We start from the raw sequence: 15,193 nt of genomic DNA on the forward strand, positions 1-15,193 counted from the left end.
GATGGTATTGTTAGAATTCTCGTCTTTGGAAGCTGCAGAAAACTGGTATAACTGCGAGGAATATCAATCCGCGTCAAAATATCGACGTCAATCATCAGTCGGAAAAATGGTCATTCAAGAAGCGCGTGGTGTGACGGATAATCCTGATCCGCTTTTATAATAATTTTAATGGGCTTTTATTTGGGGTTGAAGGGAAGTTAAATGGAGAAAAAGCGTGCACCATTTGCAAAATGGATGGGCAATTCGAACGAGATAACACGTTTGTTCTTAAAGGCCGGGCAAATTCCGGATATGATAAACCTTGCAGGGGGCCTTCCTGAGGCGAGCGTTTATCCCGCGTCTGAACTTGCGGATATTGCCAAGCAAGTCATTAATAAAAACCCCGAGGAAACATTGGGTTATTGCCCAATCGAAGGATTGCCGACATTAAGGGACGCGATCGCGAAAAAATTTTCAAAAGGAAATTTGAAACTTAGCCGAGAAAATATCCTGATCGTCACGGGGGCCATGCAATCATTGGATTTGGTTGGTAAAGTGCTCCTTGATGATGGCGCGCGCATCGCCGTTCAGGATCCAACTTATCTTGGGGCACTCGATGCTTGGCGACCACGACATCCAACTTTGGTACCAATGAATATTCATGGTCATAATTTCAACCCTGCGTCGCTGCTTGAAAATATACAATTTGCGTATACGGTGCCCAATTTTTCAAACCCGACGGGCAGTTTGGTATCAAAAGAATGTCGTCAGCAACTGGTTGATACATCAAATGATTGTGGCACGTGGCTTGTCGAAGATGATCCATATGGCGTGCTTTATTACGATAGTGATCCCATTCCCAGTATGCTTGAACTGTCAGCCGACGAAAATAACGATTGTTATGAGGGCAATGTCATTTACATGGGCACACTATCGAAAGAGATCGCCCCTGGCCTTAGATTAGGATGGGTAATTGCCGCGCCAGAAATGATCAACGCATTGGCGACAGCAAAGCAAGGATCAGATTTATGCACAAGTGGATTAAGCCAACAAATAACACTCGAAGCAATCAATAACGGTTTAATGGAAAAGATTTTACCAAATATATTAGCCATTTATAAATCGCGGCGCGACGGCTTATGTGCGGCGATGGAGGCATATTTAACACCCTATTTCACATGGGAAAAACCAGTTGGTGGTATGTTTGTGTGGGCAATCGCAAAAGATCCGAAATTGAATACGGATATTTTATTAGAATATGCATTAGATCACGGCGTGTGCGTGACCCCGTCCAGCGTTTTTGATCCAAATGGAGAATACCGAAAAGCCATCCGTATCAATTTTACGCATAACCCGCTAGAAACTCTGGAGCAAGGGATTAAGCGCCTTGCCAAGGCAACAGAGCAACTGAAATTGTAAATTTATGTAATTTGCAATTATTCCAGATTGTTGGATTGAAAACGTTCAGTTTTTTGCTAACGATAACTTAAATATAAGTATTTTTCTTCTAATCTTTTTCCAATTAGATAGAATCCAATTCCCCCTAACTGAATAGGTATAACCATGTATAAAAAGATTCCTAATATGCCAGTATTATCAAAATTAGGGTCTATTATTAAATTTAAAGCCACCAAATTATACCACCCACTAGTTAACAAAATTATTGATGCACTAGTAATAATGAGAAAATATATAAAGGATTTAAATAAAATTGATTTATCATTTAAATTGCTGTCTTTTTCTAATGATTTTCCTTTCCTTAAGGAAATTCTATAAATTATTATACCTATTGTTAGTATCAGAAGTACTAAAATTAAAGGCTCGAAATTAATATTTTGCGAAGTCTTTTCATTTGAAAATTTTTCGTAGGTTGTAACAAGAATTAAAAGGCTCATAACGATTGCTTGCGTTAAGCCGAAATATTTAAATAGAGAACTTATTATTTTATCTTTAGAAATAGTCATAACGATCCTCAAAACTAAGCATGAGATAATCATAACAGTTTTATGAGGACGAACAAATAAGAATAAATTGAGAAAATGAAATCAGATATTTTAAATTCTGTCATCTTCAAAAATAACTAAAGTGCTTTTCGGAACGTCAGGTTGATGCGTTTGTCACCCGTTAGGGGGTGATGGCCCAAATCCAGTTTCTTGACGCCGTGATAAAGGCGGCGGGCGGGGCCGCCGAAGATAAGTAGGTCACCTGAATGTAGTGGGATATTGAGCGGTTTGCCGCCGCGTGTTTCGCCGAAAATTTGGAAAATGGCGCTAACGCCTAATGACACGGAAACAATGGGCTGGGTAAAATCAACTTCGTCTTGATCGATGTGGGCGGTTAATCTGATATTTGGCTCGTAGCGGTTGATGAAACAGCTATCGGCGCGAAAATTATTAAAGCCTGCCTTTTTCGCGGCGTTCGTGATGATTCTATGGATATGTTCCGGGATGTCTGGCCAGTTTTTTCCTGTGACGGGATCGCTCATTTCATAACGGTAACCACGATGATCGGAATACCAACCGCATTGTCCCATGCTTGATCCAGCAACATTTATTTTTTTACCGCCAGGGGTCACCATGTGGCGAAACGGAATTTCTTCGGTGACACTTTTAACCGTATCCATAAAGACATTCTCATCCACATAGGACCGGAACAGGAAAACGCCGGGGGCGAGCTCCTCCATTTCAGGGGCAATGTTATCGAACAGATCATTTTGCATGGTTTTATCTTAATTTACGCTAGATTCTGAAACAAGTTCAGAATGACATTTAAAGTTTGCTGTAAAATTTCCTCACCCTGAACTTGATCAGGTTCTGGAGATTACATACTTTATTTTGCATCGTGCAATATAATTCCTAATGTATGCCGTTTTCCGCTTGTGACTTTGCTGACGCCGTGGCGTAATTTGGCCCTATAATAACCGCGCTTTCCGAGTTTTGGAAACTCATTTACTGCAAAAATGATGGCTTCGCCTTGTTTTAAATTTTGAACATGGGCAACTGACTGCATTCGTGGGCGTTGTTCAATCAAGGTAAATTCTCCGCCGGTATAATCATTTTCATCGGATAGCATGATGGCCGCCTGATAGGGGAAATGAATGTCGCCATATAAATCCTGATGCAGCGTATTAAAATCATCAGGCCCATATTTCAAAATAAGCGGCGTAGGGCGGTGCTGATCATGCCGATGACAAATATCAAGATAATCTGCATGATTTTCAGGATAAATGGTTTCAATATTTAGTCGCGTGGCCCATTCTTTGGCAACCGGTTTAAGGTTGTCATAAAAATAGGTACGTAGTTTGCTGATTAAATCGGGGAGTGGGTACGCATAATACTTATATTCGCCGCGGCCAAAGTTATAACGTTGCATATTGATGATGCTGCGGTAAATGTCTTGATCATAGGCGCTCATTAATTCTTCGCAACTTTCGCGTGAAAGAACATTAGGTAATTTCACGAACCAATTTAAAAGAAGAGTGTTTTCCAGTTCGTCTTTATCTAAATGTGCTTGCATGTTTATATAATCCTTCCTAATGTTTTGTTATAATAAAACATGAAGACATGCGGGTCCAATATCCGAAAGTTGTTTTCTAAGTAAAAAGAGACGGGAACAAGAAATGCAAGTGGGGAAACTAAGCGGCTATTTTGCTTTTGGTTTTTTAATGGCATCGTGCGGTGAAGAAGCACCGACGGCCAAAGAATGTCTTGCGGCCGATATGGTTATTCATAACACGCTTATTTATACGGCGGATGATGATAATTGGACGGCTGAGGCGGCGGCGTCACTGGGCGATAAAATTATTTTTGTCGGATCGAATGCAGACGCCGAAAAATATATGTGTCGCAACGCAGAAATACTCGATATGTCGGGTAAATTTGTTTATGCGGGACTGACGGACGGTCATCAGCATTTGGCGCGTATGGGTGCGCGGGAAATGACCATTGATCTTGGTGGGATGGGATCGCTTAAAGAAACGGTTGATGCGTTAAAAGCATGGGCTGATGATGTGCCTGATGGTGGTTGGGTGCTTGGTTCCGGATGGATTGAACGGGACTGGACAGACGAGAAAAGGTTTTTAAATAAAACTGACGTTGATGCCTTTACCGCGAATAAGCCGCTTTATATCCCTCGGTCTGATAATAGTTCGGCGCTTGTGAATAGTAAGGCGCTTGAATTGCTTGGTGTGACGAAAGAAACGCCGGATCCATTTGGTGGTGCGTTTGAGCGTGATAAAAATGGTGAACCCACGGGGTATATCGTTGGGGAAGCGATGAATTTGTTTGAGCCGCTACTTCCAACGGGCGAAGATTTGAATTTCGTTAAAGAAAGTCTTCAAAAAGGGATGGATTGGAACGTCGAGCATGGCTGGACCGCCATTCATGATAGCGCGCAATTTGATAATGATACCAATATGTTAAAAGAGCTTCACGCAGAAGGAAAGATGAAGCACCGGGTTTTTGCGTCCGCAAATATAAGATTTAGAGATAAAAGACTTGCTGAAGGTGTCTATGATAGTGGGGATCATATGTACCAGCTAGCGGCGATTAAGCTATATATCGATGGCACGCTTGGCTCAAGAAGTGCGGCACTACTTGCAAATTATAATGATGCGGATCATCCGGGTTATATTTCCTTCGAACGTGAAGAGCTTTACCCGACGATGGTGGCGGCGCTTAAGGCAGGTTTTCAAATTCAAACCCATGCTATTGGGGATAAGGCAAATCGTTTGATCCTTGATTGGTATCAGGAAGCCATGCTTGAAGTCCCACGTGAAGAATGGGGTAATCCAGACCCAAGATGGCGCATGGAACATGCGCAGCTTATGAACCCAGCCGATTTTCCAAGATTTAAAGAAATTGGAATTTTACCAAGTATGCAGCCAAGCCATGCGATTGGGGACCTTCATTATGCGGAGGAACGTATCGGATTAGAGCGGCTTCAATGGGCATACGCATGGCGGACAATGATTGATCATGGCAATATCATTATCGGTGGAACGGACGCACCGGCCGAAAGAGGCGACCCAAGAATAGAATTTTATGCCGCAGTAGCCCGTAAGGATTTAAATGGGTTTAGTGCTGAAGGGTGGAACCCTGATTTATCAGTAACACGTGAAGAAGCACTGAAAATGTTTACCGTTTGGCCCGCTTACGGCGCTTTTCAAGAAGATATCAAAGGAATGGTGAAGGTTGGTTATCTTGCTGATTTTACCTTTTTTGATAAAGACATCATGACCATACCGGATAATGAAATTCCGTTGGTTCAAAATCAAATGACAATCGTCGGAGGAAAAATTGTTTTTAAAAAATAAATTATTACTAAGCGCAGCCTGTTTAACGCTCGTTGCATGTGGTCAATCAGATGACAATGCGGGAATGGCCGCGTCGACAGAAGAATGTGTGGCTGCAAATATGGTAATCCATAATACAACTATTTATACGGCTGATGATGATAATTGGACGGCGGAAGCGGTTGCGACATTAGGCGATAAAATTATTTACGTGGGTGATAACGCGGGCGCCGAAAAATATATGTGCGGCGATGCAGAAATCATGGATATGAACGGTAAATATGTTTATGCCGGCTTCACGGACGGTCATCAACATGTTGAGGGTATTGGAAAACGTCCAAAGACATTGAGTTTGTTTGGAATTGGAACTTTAAAAGAAACGGTTGATGCCATTAAGGCGTTTTCTGATGCTAATGTTGCTGATGGTGATTGGGTTCTAGGTCGCGGATGGATTGAACGCGAATGGACTGATGAAGAGCGTTTTTTAACCAGACATGATGTTGATCCGTTTACGGCAAATAAGCCTCTGTTTATGCCGCGTGCTGATGGCGTGTCGGCGCTGGTAAATTCAAAGGCACTCGAGCTGGCGGGTGTAACAAAAGATACCCCAGACCCACAAGGCGGAAAATTTGAACGTGATCCAGATGGCACACCAAATGGTTATGTGCTTGCGACAGCGATGAACATGTTCCGCGCCATTATTCCAAAGGAAACACGTGAATATAAAAAAGACAGCTTGATGCAGGGTATGTATGAAAATGCAAAGTTGGGTTGGACCAATACGCAAGATGCGGGCATGCCATATGAAAGCATCGAAATTATGAAAGAAATCCATGCGGAAGGTAAAATGTCAACCCGCATCTATGCAGCGGCCAATGTAATGGAGGCATGGACACTTATCGAACGCGGCCGGGAAGTGACCGATGATAATATGTTCGACCTAAGGGGGATTAAGGTTTATATCGATGGTACGCTCGGGTCTCGCGGTGCGGCGCTTCTCGCAGATTATGAAGATGCAAGCCATAATGGATTTATGAACAGAACAACCAAAGAAGAACTTGAACCAATTTTACGTGAAGCGCTGCGCAAAGGATTGCAAGTTGAAACGCATACAATCGGTGACCGCGCGGTGCGTTCATTGCTTGATTGGTACGAAGAAGCGTTTAACGATGTGCCAAAAGAGGAATGGGCTGTTGCTAATCCGCGCTGGAGATTAGAACATGCACAAATTATCCCTGCGGTTGATCAGGAAAGATTTGTATCCCTTGGTGTAATTCCGTCAATGCAGCCAAGCCATGGTATCGGTGACCTTAATTTTGCGCCGGATAGATTAGGTGAAGATAGACTTGCTTATTCCTATCCATGGCAATCACTTGTTGATTTAGGATTGAAAATCGTTGGCGGATCAGATGCACCCGTTGAGCTGGGTGATCCGAGAATTGAATTTTATGCGGCGGTTGCCCGTAAACGTCTTGATGGGACATCAGGCGAAGGATGGCATCCTGAACTTGCAGTGAGCCGCGAAACGGCCCTTAAAATGTTTACAATTTGGCCAGCGCATGGTGCGTTTCAAGAAGATACCAGAGGTTCAGTAGAGGTTGGGAAATATGCTGACTTTACAATTCTTGATAAAGATTGGCTTAAGGTTCCAGAAGCTGAGATTTTGACTTCAGAGAATTTAATGACCATAGTGGGGGGTAAGATTACTTATGAAAAATAAGTAAAACTCCAATCATAAGGGAGCAATTATGTTTTCTTGGGTCAAGCCGATAATCTTAGTACTCGTGATCCTTTCGCCCGTTATTTATTATTTCGAGGTGAAAAGGCAAGGAAGGTGGGATGTTACCCACCTTCAAGATATGGTGAGCGGGTTATTGGTAGGAATGTATTAAAAATAACTAGAGTAGAATGTTATGAAAAAACAATTACTTATTGTCGTTGGGCTTGCGCTTGCGGGTTATATTATCTTTTTTTATCGTCAAGCTGATGGTGTTGATCAGGTAAGGGCGGATTTGGTTATTCATAATACAACCATTTATACCGCCAATGATGATCAATGGACGGCGGAAGCCGCCGCGATCAAAGATGACAAAATTATTTTTGTCGGGTCAAATGATGATGTAGTAAATTATATCGGTGAGCAGACAGACGTTAAGGATATGCAAGGAAATACGGTTTTACCGGGACTTATTGATGCGCATGTTCATATAAAATGGATTGGTCAGCGCGAAGATGGGCTTAATTTACAAGGCATTGATGATTTAACACAAACGGTCGATAAAATTCGCGAGCGGGTAATGGCAACCCCAGAAGGGGAATGGGTTGTCGGTGTTGGATGGATTGAAAAGAAATGGAGAGAAGGTCGGTTTCTTCATAAAGATGATCTTGATCCCTTTAGTCCAAATAATCCAGTGGTTGCAAACCGTGCGGGCGAACATTCAATTGTTGCCAATTCAAAAGCACTGGAAATTGCAGGAATTACATGTGACACCCCCGATCCTGATGGAGGGCAGATTTTAAAAGACGAAAATGGCGAACCAACAGGAATGTTGATCGATAATGCCATGGAACTGGTGCGATCAAAAATCCCGGTACCGAGCAGAGAGCAGGATAAGAAATCATTGCAATCCGGATTTGATTTTATGTCACGCATGGGCTGGACCCAAGTTCAGCAGGCTGGCGGGACATATGATGATATTGATATTATTAAAGAAATTCATTCAGAAGGAAATTTAAAAACCAGCATTTATTATGCGATGATGATGGGCGAAGAGGCGGCAAAATTAATTGAACGCGGACCGGAAATATCAGAAGACCGCATGATTGATATCAAAGGCATTAAATATTTTGCCGATGGCGCACTTGGTTCACGTGGTGCAGCGCTTCTTGAGCCATATGATGATGCGGAAGGTAAAGGGCTTCAGCTTATTAACCGGGAAGAGGCACTACCAGTTTATATCGCCGCTTTAAAGAAAGGCATACAAATTGAAACTCATGCAATCGGTGATTATGCAAATCGGTTTGTGCTTGATTTATATGAAGAAGCTTTTAACGCAGTACCGGTAGAGGAACGCATGGATGCAGATCCGAGATGGCGCATTGAACATGCGCAGATTATCCATCCAGATGATCAAAAGCGTTATAAAGAACTAGATATTATTGCGGTTGTAGAAGCATCAACGGTGAAAGGTGACCTTTATTTTGCCCCAGACCGAATTGGTTCTGAACGTCTTAAATATGCGTATCTTTGGGAAAGTTTAATTGACCAAGGGATCCGTTTTACGGCAGGAACCGATGCCCCGGTTGAAGTTGGTGATCCACGGGTTGAATTCTTTTCACTGGTGCAGCGCACAGATTTTAACGGCTTTTGTACGGAGGACTGGCACATCGAAGAACGACTTAGCCATGAACAGGCGTTAAAAACAATGACAACCTGGGCGGCGCGTGCCGCATTCCAAGAAGATATTCGCGGTACCATTGAAGTTGGTAAAAAAGCAGATTTCAGCATATTCGACAGGGACTGGATGACGATCGAGCCAATTGAAATAATGGACAGCCAAACAGTGATGACAATTGTTGATGGTAAGGTGAGTTATCAAAGATAATTTATATAACGACAACTTTCGGAACGATTGGTTCTTTTGATTTTTATAGAATGCTCCTATTATTAACTTAATCAGGAGCATTTTATGTTTAACGATGAAATATGTTTAAAAGCAATTGAAGCCCGAAATAAAGCATTCGACGGCAAATTTTACTATGGTGTGATAACAACTGGCGTTTATTGTAAACCGTCTTGTTCGTCGCGTCCGGCATTGCCAGAAAATATGCGATTTTTTGAAACTTGTGACGAAGCAGAGCGCCAAGATTTAAGACCATGTAAGAAGTGCAACCCACGTGACCATAATGGTCTTGTTGATGTGGCCGATTATATTGAGCGGCACGCCGACGAGAAAATAACACTTGATGATTTATCAGAAGTAAGCGGATTAAGCCCACATCATATTCAAAGAAAATTTAAAGCTGCTTATGGCGTTAGTCCCAAAGAATATCAAAACGGATTAAGGTTGGAGCGATTAAAAACATCCTTAAAAGAAGGCGATGATATCAGTGGCGCCATTTATGAAGCCGGATATGGGTCGTCAAGCCGTGTTTATGAACAAATTGATGGCCACATAGGCATGACGCCAAAAGCGTACCGTGAAGGCGGAAAAGGCGAAGAAATATCATATGCTATTCGTAAATGTTCACTAGGTCTTATCATAATGGCGGCAACCGACCGTGGTGTTTGTATGATCCATTTTGGGGACAAGCGAGACGAGTTAATTAACCAGCTTAAAAGTGAATATCCGAATGCAGCATTGGTTGAAACACCACCAAGCAGTGACGACCACTTAAATGAATGGATAGAAGCCTTTGAGCGCCATATTAGCCATGGAGCAGCAAGACCCGATATTCCGCTACATTTAAACGGAACTGCTTTTCAAATTAAAGTATGGCGGTTTTTAATGAGTGTTAAGCCTGGCGAAGTATTAAGTTATAAGGAACAAGCCGAACGCATGGGGATACCGAAAGCAGTACGCGCTGTTGCCAGTGCAAACGCAAGAAATAATATTGGTGTTTTGGTTCCCTGTCATAGAATATTACGTGGTGATGGTAGTCTCGGTGGATTTAGATGGGGACTTGACCGCAAGCGAGCGCTTATAGATACTGAGCGTAGAATGGTCAAATAATAGGAATAAAAAAATGGTCGAAGTAAAACCGTTAAATAAAGATCAATATGATGTTTGGTATCCATTATGGCAAGGGTACCTCACATTTTATGAAACCAGTTTACCTGATGAAATAACGAAAAATAACTGGGAACGATTTTTTGATGAGAATAAACCAGTAGGCTGCTTAGGGGCTTATAAAGATGGGAAATTAGTAGGCTTCGTTCATTATATTTTCCATCCGACGAATTGGTCTTTAACAAACAAATGTTACTTGCAAGATTTGTTTGCTGATCCTAATGTCCGTGGTGAAGGGATTGGACGTAAACTTATTGAAGCGGTTTATGCGCTGGCAAAGGATGCTGATTGTGAACAGGTCTATTGGATGACACAAAACCATAATAAGACGGCAAGACTGCTTTATGATAGAATTGCTGATGATAATGGGTTTATGGTTTATGAAAAGGATCTTTAGACGATTACTCTAAGCAATCACTCTGTTTTCGGGCAGGGTAATGGTGGCAGTAGTCCCCATTTTGACTTTACTTGATAATTTCAACGATCCCTCATGAAGTTCGACCAAGTTTTTCACTATCGCTAGACCCAGGCCTGTACCTTCTTCGTTTAACTCGTGATTGCTTTGACTTTGTTCAAATGGTTTTAATACATCATCAAGTCGGTCCTCCGGAATGCCGATGCCATTATCAATGATATCAATTTCAATGTTCCCATTTTCTTTTTCGGTTACTTGGCATTTAACAGTGCCGCCTTCATTGGTAAACTTAATGGCATTTGTGAATAAATTCATAAATACGCGTGTCATACCATGTTGATCGCCTTTGATGTTTATTACAGGATCAATTTTATAATAAACTTCGATGTTCTTTTCTTTTGCTTTTGGCAGAACCATTTTAATTGCATCATTAATACAATCATTTAATGAAAATTGATCACCCTTTAGGACCCATTTACCGGATTCAATTTTTGATAAGTCAAGAATATCGTTAATTACTGTTGTTAAATGTTCACCGCTATTTTTGATATCATTTAAATATTCCTTATGCTTTGGATTGGTTAGTTCACCGCCAATACCAACGAGCATTGCATCAGAAAAACCCATAATGGCATTTAGTGGTGTTCTGATTTCATGGGACATATTGGCAAGAAATACTGATTTTGCCATATTTGCAGCATCGGCTTTTTGTTGTGCTTCTTTTAATTTTGAATTCCATACCACGAAAAAGAGAATGACTAAACCTGAGGCAAAGACGATTTGCCAAACTATAATATAATCAATTTCCGATTGAGCTGTTAGTCCGACCCAGGTCCTTGATATAACGGTTTTTTTCTCAGTCGTTATCGAATTAAGGGCTTTGTGAAAGGCGCTTTGTAAAAGCGAAAGATCCTTACGAATACCAAAACCGTTCTCACTTTGGTATCCGGTTTCTCCAACAATAGTAATATTTGATAATGTTTGATCCGTAATATAATAGTTTGACACAGGAATACTTCCGACTGTTGCGTCTACTTCTCCTGTTGAAACCAGTCTTAATGCTTCAGGGATTGAATTTACTTTTATGATTTCAATTTCTGGATAATCACTTTCGATTTTAGAAGTCACGTCAAAACCGCGAACTTGTGCAATGCGTTTACCGTTTAACGCATCAAAATTACCATAAATTTCACCACCTTGACGAGTAAAGATCATTTGCGAAACATTAATTATGCTATCAGTAAATGCTAAAAACTCTTTTCGTTCTTCTGTTTCTGTTAAAACAGGCATGACATGAGCATTTTAGTTTTTGATGGCTTCAAAGCCCTCTTCAAGTGTTTTATTGCCAATCCATTCAAATTTAACGTTTAATTTCTTTGCTATTAGATTTAAATAATCACCCGTTATTCCTTCTATTTCATTATCTTCATTTAGGAAAATCAAAGGGGGTAGTTCAGGATCAAACGCCAGTTCGATTGTGTTGTTGTTTGATTGCCATTGTTTTTCTTCTATGGTCAAACCAATATCATTTTGCGCATTGTTGCAATTTTGGCTTGCCATTTAATTGAAATGGCTTGCTGCTCGGTATTAGTGATTTCAGCAAGGGCCTTATTAATGATGTCTATCAGAGTTTTGTTTTCTTTTAAAACGCCAAAATGATGACGCGCATTTTCCATTTCTTTTAAATAGTTCTGCCCGATAACTTCTAATCCCGGAATAAAATTTTCATTAATGACATAATTGAGAAAGACTAAATTCCCGGTTAAAACATCAATTTCGGATGTGGCAAGACCTCTTAATGCATCGGTGATTTTATCATATTCAACATAATTTAGATCAGGATAAAATTCTTTATAATTTTTAGTGATTGTAAAGCTTGAGACAACACCGATTTTTCGATTTTTTAAATCTTCTATACTGTTAATGCGTGGTGATCCAACTCTTTCAAAATTAACAATCGGCATGGTAAGATAGGGCGGTGAAAATAACCCATATTGATCTCTCTCTGCATCACGATTAGCACTATGTAGAAGTTGAAATTCTCCGTACTTGAAGCTTTCAATGACATCTTCCCATTTACCTTGTTTTTCAAACTTAAATTTTAATCCTGTTTTTTCTGAAATTAAATTTAGATAATCAACAGCAATACCCTGTTGGTTTCCGTTTTTCATAAAACTAAAGGGTTCTGTATTAATTTGGTTCGAAACGGTAACGACTGGATTGTCGCTTATCCATTTATCTTCTTCAGGAGAAAGATGAATTTTTTTATTTTCTGTAATAACTGATGAAGCTTGCCATTTTTCTGAAATGGCTATAAATTCGCGACTAGAAACCATTCGCATCGCTTTTGATAAAATATCGATGAGTATTTGATTTTCTTTTAAAGCCCCTAGACGATGATCAATGTTATTTGTTGGAAGGTAAGTTGTTTCGCCCGCGATAGAAATATTTGGGATAAAAAACTTTAAAACTGAATAATTAATAGTAACGAGATTGCCTGAATAGACATCAACTTGCGATAATGACATAGCAAAAAGCGCATCTTTGATGGTATCAAACTCCACATATTCTAGATCCGGGAACAATGTTCTGTAATCTTTCGAGATGACAAACCCTTTAACGTCGCCGACTTTTTTTCCAAGCAAATCAGCTCCAGTATTGATTGGCTCTGTGCCAATGGGGCTGGCATTGACAAGCGGCATATCAAGATAAGGATCAGTAAATGTCATGTATTTGGAACGCTCATCGCTATAGGCGGTGCTATGAAAAACATCAATTTCACCGCGCCGGAGCATCTCCATCATCTCATTCCATGTGGCTACGGGTGGAATTTCGACCTCTAGACCAACTTTACTGGCTAAAAGGTTTATATAATCAATGGCTAGGCCCTCAACATTTCCATTATTGTTGGCAGTAAAAGGAGCAATATCAGAAGGGTTTGCAATGCGTATAACAGGATTTTCAGCAATCCATGCGATTTCATCGGGTGTTAATTTAACATCAGAGCTCTATGCATATAAGGGGTTTGAGGCCGAAAAAATAACCAGAATACTAGCCAAAAATGCCAGCATTAATTTAGAAAAATATTTCTTGGGGTTATCTTTATTCACATTTGCCCTATACAGTTTAAATATCTCAATACTGAATATTAACTTAAATAGGTTAACAATCGCTTAGTAAATAAGGGTTTTTAAGAGCTTAATTAGCGTGTTTATTTAAAAATTCTCTAATAGTAGCAATTACCATATCTTTCGCTTCACCAAGAATGGCGTGTCCGGCATTTGGTACAACGACATTTTCAGCGATCGGCACCATATCAGCAAATTTTTTGCATGACTTTGGTGCAGCTTCGTCATATTCACCGCAGATCATAAGAACGGGCACTTCAACCGTATGAAGTTTAGGGCTGATGTCATAATATTTAAGAGTGCCATTGGCGGTAAATTCGCTTGGTCCCCACATTGTGCGGTACATGGTTCTGTTTCCGCTTTTCGAATCTTTGCGAAAGCCATAATCAACACATTCACCATGACACATATGTTGATCATAAAAAGCATCTTCAGCTTCGCGGTATTCGGGGTCGTCGAATGTACCGGCTGCTTCGTGTGTATTAATGGCGTCTTGATATTTTTGCGGTAACATCGTAATCCATTCTCGGTTATCAGCAACCCATTGCGGCGTTGAAATGAGGGGGCTTCCGAAAATGGCGGCTTTTAACCCTTTTTCATTTTTTACGGCATATTCCGCAGATAAAGTGCCGCCCCAACTGTGGCCCGCGATAATTACTTCATCAAGATTAAGAGCTTCGCGTATCTGACTGATTTCTTTTACAAAATGTTCAACGGTCCATGTTGATTGATCATTAATATCATCAACAAATTTCGCGGACATACCATTACCCAATTGATCATATAGAATGATAGGATATGTATCCGCGAGTTCAACATAAGGCATTAATCCGCGGTGTGTTCCACCAGGGCCGCCATGCATTACAATAATGGCGGGTTTTTTGCCAAGGTGTTCCATACCATTCATGCGGTACCAAAGTTTACCACCGTCAACTTGAATATATCCTGATTGATCAGGATCTTCGTGTGCATTTACACCTTGTGATAGGGTAATAAAAGCAAACATGAGAATGAGGCGTAGAAAGTTCATGACAAAAGCATTTTTATTTGTTTAAGTGTTTCTACATTCAATTAAGACCATATTTTATTTGATTGCAATAGTGAGCGAGAAGAATGAGCAAAAAATTTACCCACAGAATAGCCACCATGGATGATGAACCAGCAATTCGTGATTTAATGCAACGGGCAATTTATGAATTACAGAAAGATTTTTTAGACGAAAAGCAGCTTGCCGCCGCCCATGAACATATGGGACTTGATTATACATTAATCAAAGACGGTACATATTTTGTTATACTCCATGGCGAAGGCACAGATGATGAGACAATCGTCGGATGCGGCGGTTGGGGTAAAAGAGCCACACTTTATGGTGGTAGCCATTCATCAGGCAGAAGTGATGCACTTTTAGATCCTAAAACGGACCGCGCACGAATTCGAGCCATGTATTGTCATCCCGACTGGGCAAGAAATGGTATTGGAAGTTATATTATGGATACGGCCGAACAAGCTGCAAAGGATGCGGGATTTACGAAAATGATGTTGGGGTCAACATTAGCCGGACGCCCATTATATGAGCATTACGGATATA

General features: G+C 40.7%; 16 protein-coding genes. 9 read left to right on the forward strand and 7 right to left on the reverse strand.

What is annotated here, in order from left to right; genetic code table 11:
* Position 1 precedes the first annotated feature (1 nt).
* On the forward strand, positions 2–160 hold the full coding sequence (locus tag ACTF6W_RS05610; protein WP_438993579.1) for a DUF1330 domain-containing protein: 159 nt from the start codon (positions 2–4) through the stop codon (positions 158–160).
* Positions 161–201: 41 nt separating this feature from the next.
* Positions 202–1,398 (forward strand): PLP-dependent aminotransferase family protein, encoded by a 1,197-nt coding sequence (locus ACTF6W_RS05615; protein WP_438993565.1) that lies wholly within the window; start codon positions 202–204, stop codon positions 1,396–1,398.
* A 56-nt stretch (positions 1,399–1,454) separates the two neighbouring features.
* Here ACTF6W_RS05615 and ACTF6W_RS05620 read toward each other — a convergent pair whose 3' ends face one another.
* From ACTF6W_RS05620 to ACTF6W_RS05630, 3 genes are all read right to left on the reverse strand, one after another.
* Positions 1,455–1,943, reverse strand: coding sequence for a hypothetical protein (locus tag ACTF6W_RS05620; protein ID WP_438993566.1), 489 nt, complete (start codon positions 1,941–1,943; stop codon positions 1,455–1,457).
* Positions 1,944–2,059: 116 nt separating this feature from the next.
* Positions 2,060–2,698 (reverse strand): alpha-ketoglutarate-dependent dioxygenase AlkB, encoded by a 639-nt coding sequence (locus ACTF6W_RS05625; protein ID WP_438993567.1) that lies wholly within the window; start codon positions 2,696–2,698, stop codon positions 2,060–2,062.
* A gap of 110 nt (positions 2,699–2,808) precedes the next feature.
* Positions 2,809–3,495: a 2OG-Fe(II) oxygenase gene (locus tag ACTF6W_RS05630; RefSeq protein ID WP_438993568.1), complete on the reverse strand. Its 687-nt coding sequence runs from the start codon at positions 3,493–3,495 to the stop codon at positions 2,809–2,811.
* 103 nt (positions 3,496–3,598) lie between these two features.
* Here ACTF6W_RS05630 and ACTF6W_RS05635 point away from each other — a divergent pair, with 103 nt between their 5' ends.
* The 5 genes from ACTF6W_RS05635 to ACTF6W_RS05655 all read left to right on the forward strand — a co-directional run bounded on the left by ACTF6W_RS05635 (position 3,599) and on the right by ACTF6W_RS05655 (position 10,459).
* Positions 3,599–5,293 carry an amidohydrolase gene (locus ACTF6W_RS05635; protein ID WP_438993569.1) on the forward strand — a complete coding sequence of 565 codons (1,695 nt, stop codon included), beginning with the start codon at positions 3,599–3,601 and terminating at the stop codon, positions 5,291–5,293.
* Positions 5,277–6,992 carry an amidohydrolase family protein gene (locus ACTF6W_RS05640; RefSeq protein ID WP_438993570.1) on the forward strand — a complete coding sequence of 572 codons (1,716 nt, stop codon included), beginning with the start codon at positions 5,277–5,279 and terminating at the stop codon, positions 6,990–6,992. Before ACTF6W_RS05635 ends, ACTF6W_RS05640 begins: the two co-directional genes overlap by 17 nt.
* 193 nt (positions 6,993–7,185) lie before the next feature.
* Complete coding sequence (locus ACTF6W_RS05645; protein ID WP_438993571.1) at positions 7,186–8,877, forward strand: amidohydrolase; 1,692 nt, start codon at positions 7,186–7,188, stop codon at positions 8,875–8,877.
* Between the two features lie 84 nt (positions 8,878–8,961).
* Positions 8,962–10,005 carry a bifunctional transcriptional activator/DNA repair enzyme AdaA gene (locus ACTF6W_RS05650; protein ID WP_438993572.1) on the forward strand — a complete coding sequence of 348 codons (1,044 nt, stop codon included), beginning with the start codon at positions 8,962–8,964 and terminating at the stop codon, positions 10,003–10,005.
* Between the two features lie 13 nt (positions 10,006–10,018).
* The gene (locus tag ACTF6W_RS05655; RefSeq protein ID WP_438993573.1) at positions 10,019–10,459 is read left to right on the forward strand and encodes a GNAT family N-acetyltransferase; all 441 of its coding nucleotides are present in this window, start codon (positions 10,019–10,021) and stop codon (positions 10,457–10,459) included.
* Positions 10,460–10,468: 9 nt separating this feature from the next.
* Here the strand turns inward: ACTF6W_RS05655 and ACTF6W_RS05660 are convergent, their stop codons facing one another.
* The 3 genes from ACTF6W_RS05660 to ACTF6W_RS05670 are packed head-to-tail and all read right to left on the reverse strand — an operon-like array spanning position 10,469 to position 13,455.
* Complete coding sequence (locus ACTF6W_RS05660; RefSeq protein WP_438993574.1) at positions 10,469–11,767, reverse strand: ATP-binding protein; 1,299 nt, start codon at positions 11,765–11,767, stop codon at positions 10,469–10,471.
* Positions 11,768–11,779: 12 nt separating this feature from the next.
* Complete coding sequence (locus tag ACTF6W_RS05665; RefSeq protein WP_438993575.1) at positions 11,780–11,995, reverse strand: transporter substrate-binding domain-containing protein; 216 nt, start codon at positions 11,993–11,995, stop codon at positions 11,780–11,782.
* Entirely contained in the window at positions 11,992–13,455 is a 1,464-nt protein-coding gene (locus ACTF6W_RS05670; protein WP_438993580.1) for a transporter substrate-binding domain-containing protein, read from the reverse strand. Before ACTF6W_RS05670 ends, ACTF6W_RS05665 begins: the two co-directional genes overlap by 4 nt.
* Between ACTF6W_RS05670 and ACTF6W_RS05675 the strand changes: the two genes are divergently transcribed.
* A complete protein-coding gene (locus tag ACTF6W_RS05675; RefSeq protein ID WP_438993576.1) occupies positions 13,355–13,654 on the forward strand; it encodes a hypothetical protein in 300 nt (99 codons plus the stop codon). The two genes, ACTF6W_RS05670 and ACTF6W_RS05675, sit on opposite strands and share 101 nt — an antisense overlap.
* Positions 13,655–13,675: 21 nt before the next feature.
* Here ACTF6W_RS05675 and ACTF6W_RS05680 read toward each other — a convergent pair whose 3' ends face one another.
* Positions 13,676–14,611, reverse strand: a complete 936-nt coding sequence (locus ACTF6W_RS05680) for a proline iminopeptidase-family hydrolase (RefSeq protein WP_438993577.1) — start codon at positions 14,609–14,611, stop codon at positions 13,676–13,678.
* Positions 14,612–14,718: 107 nt separating this feature from the next.
* On the opposite strand from ACTF6W_RS05680, the gene ACTF6W_RS05685 reads away from it, so the two are divergent.
* Positions 14,719–15,193 (forward strand): GNAT family N-acetyltransferase (locus ACTF6W_RS05685; protein ID WP_438993578.1); only part of this gene is annotated, 475 nt, incomplete at its 3' end.

Source organism: Pseudemcibacter sp. (genome assembly GCF_965661635.1).
GTDB lineage: Bacteria > Pseudomonadota > Alphaproteobacteria > Sphingomonadales > Emcibacteraceae > Pseudemcibacter.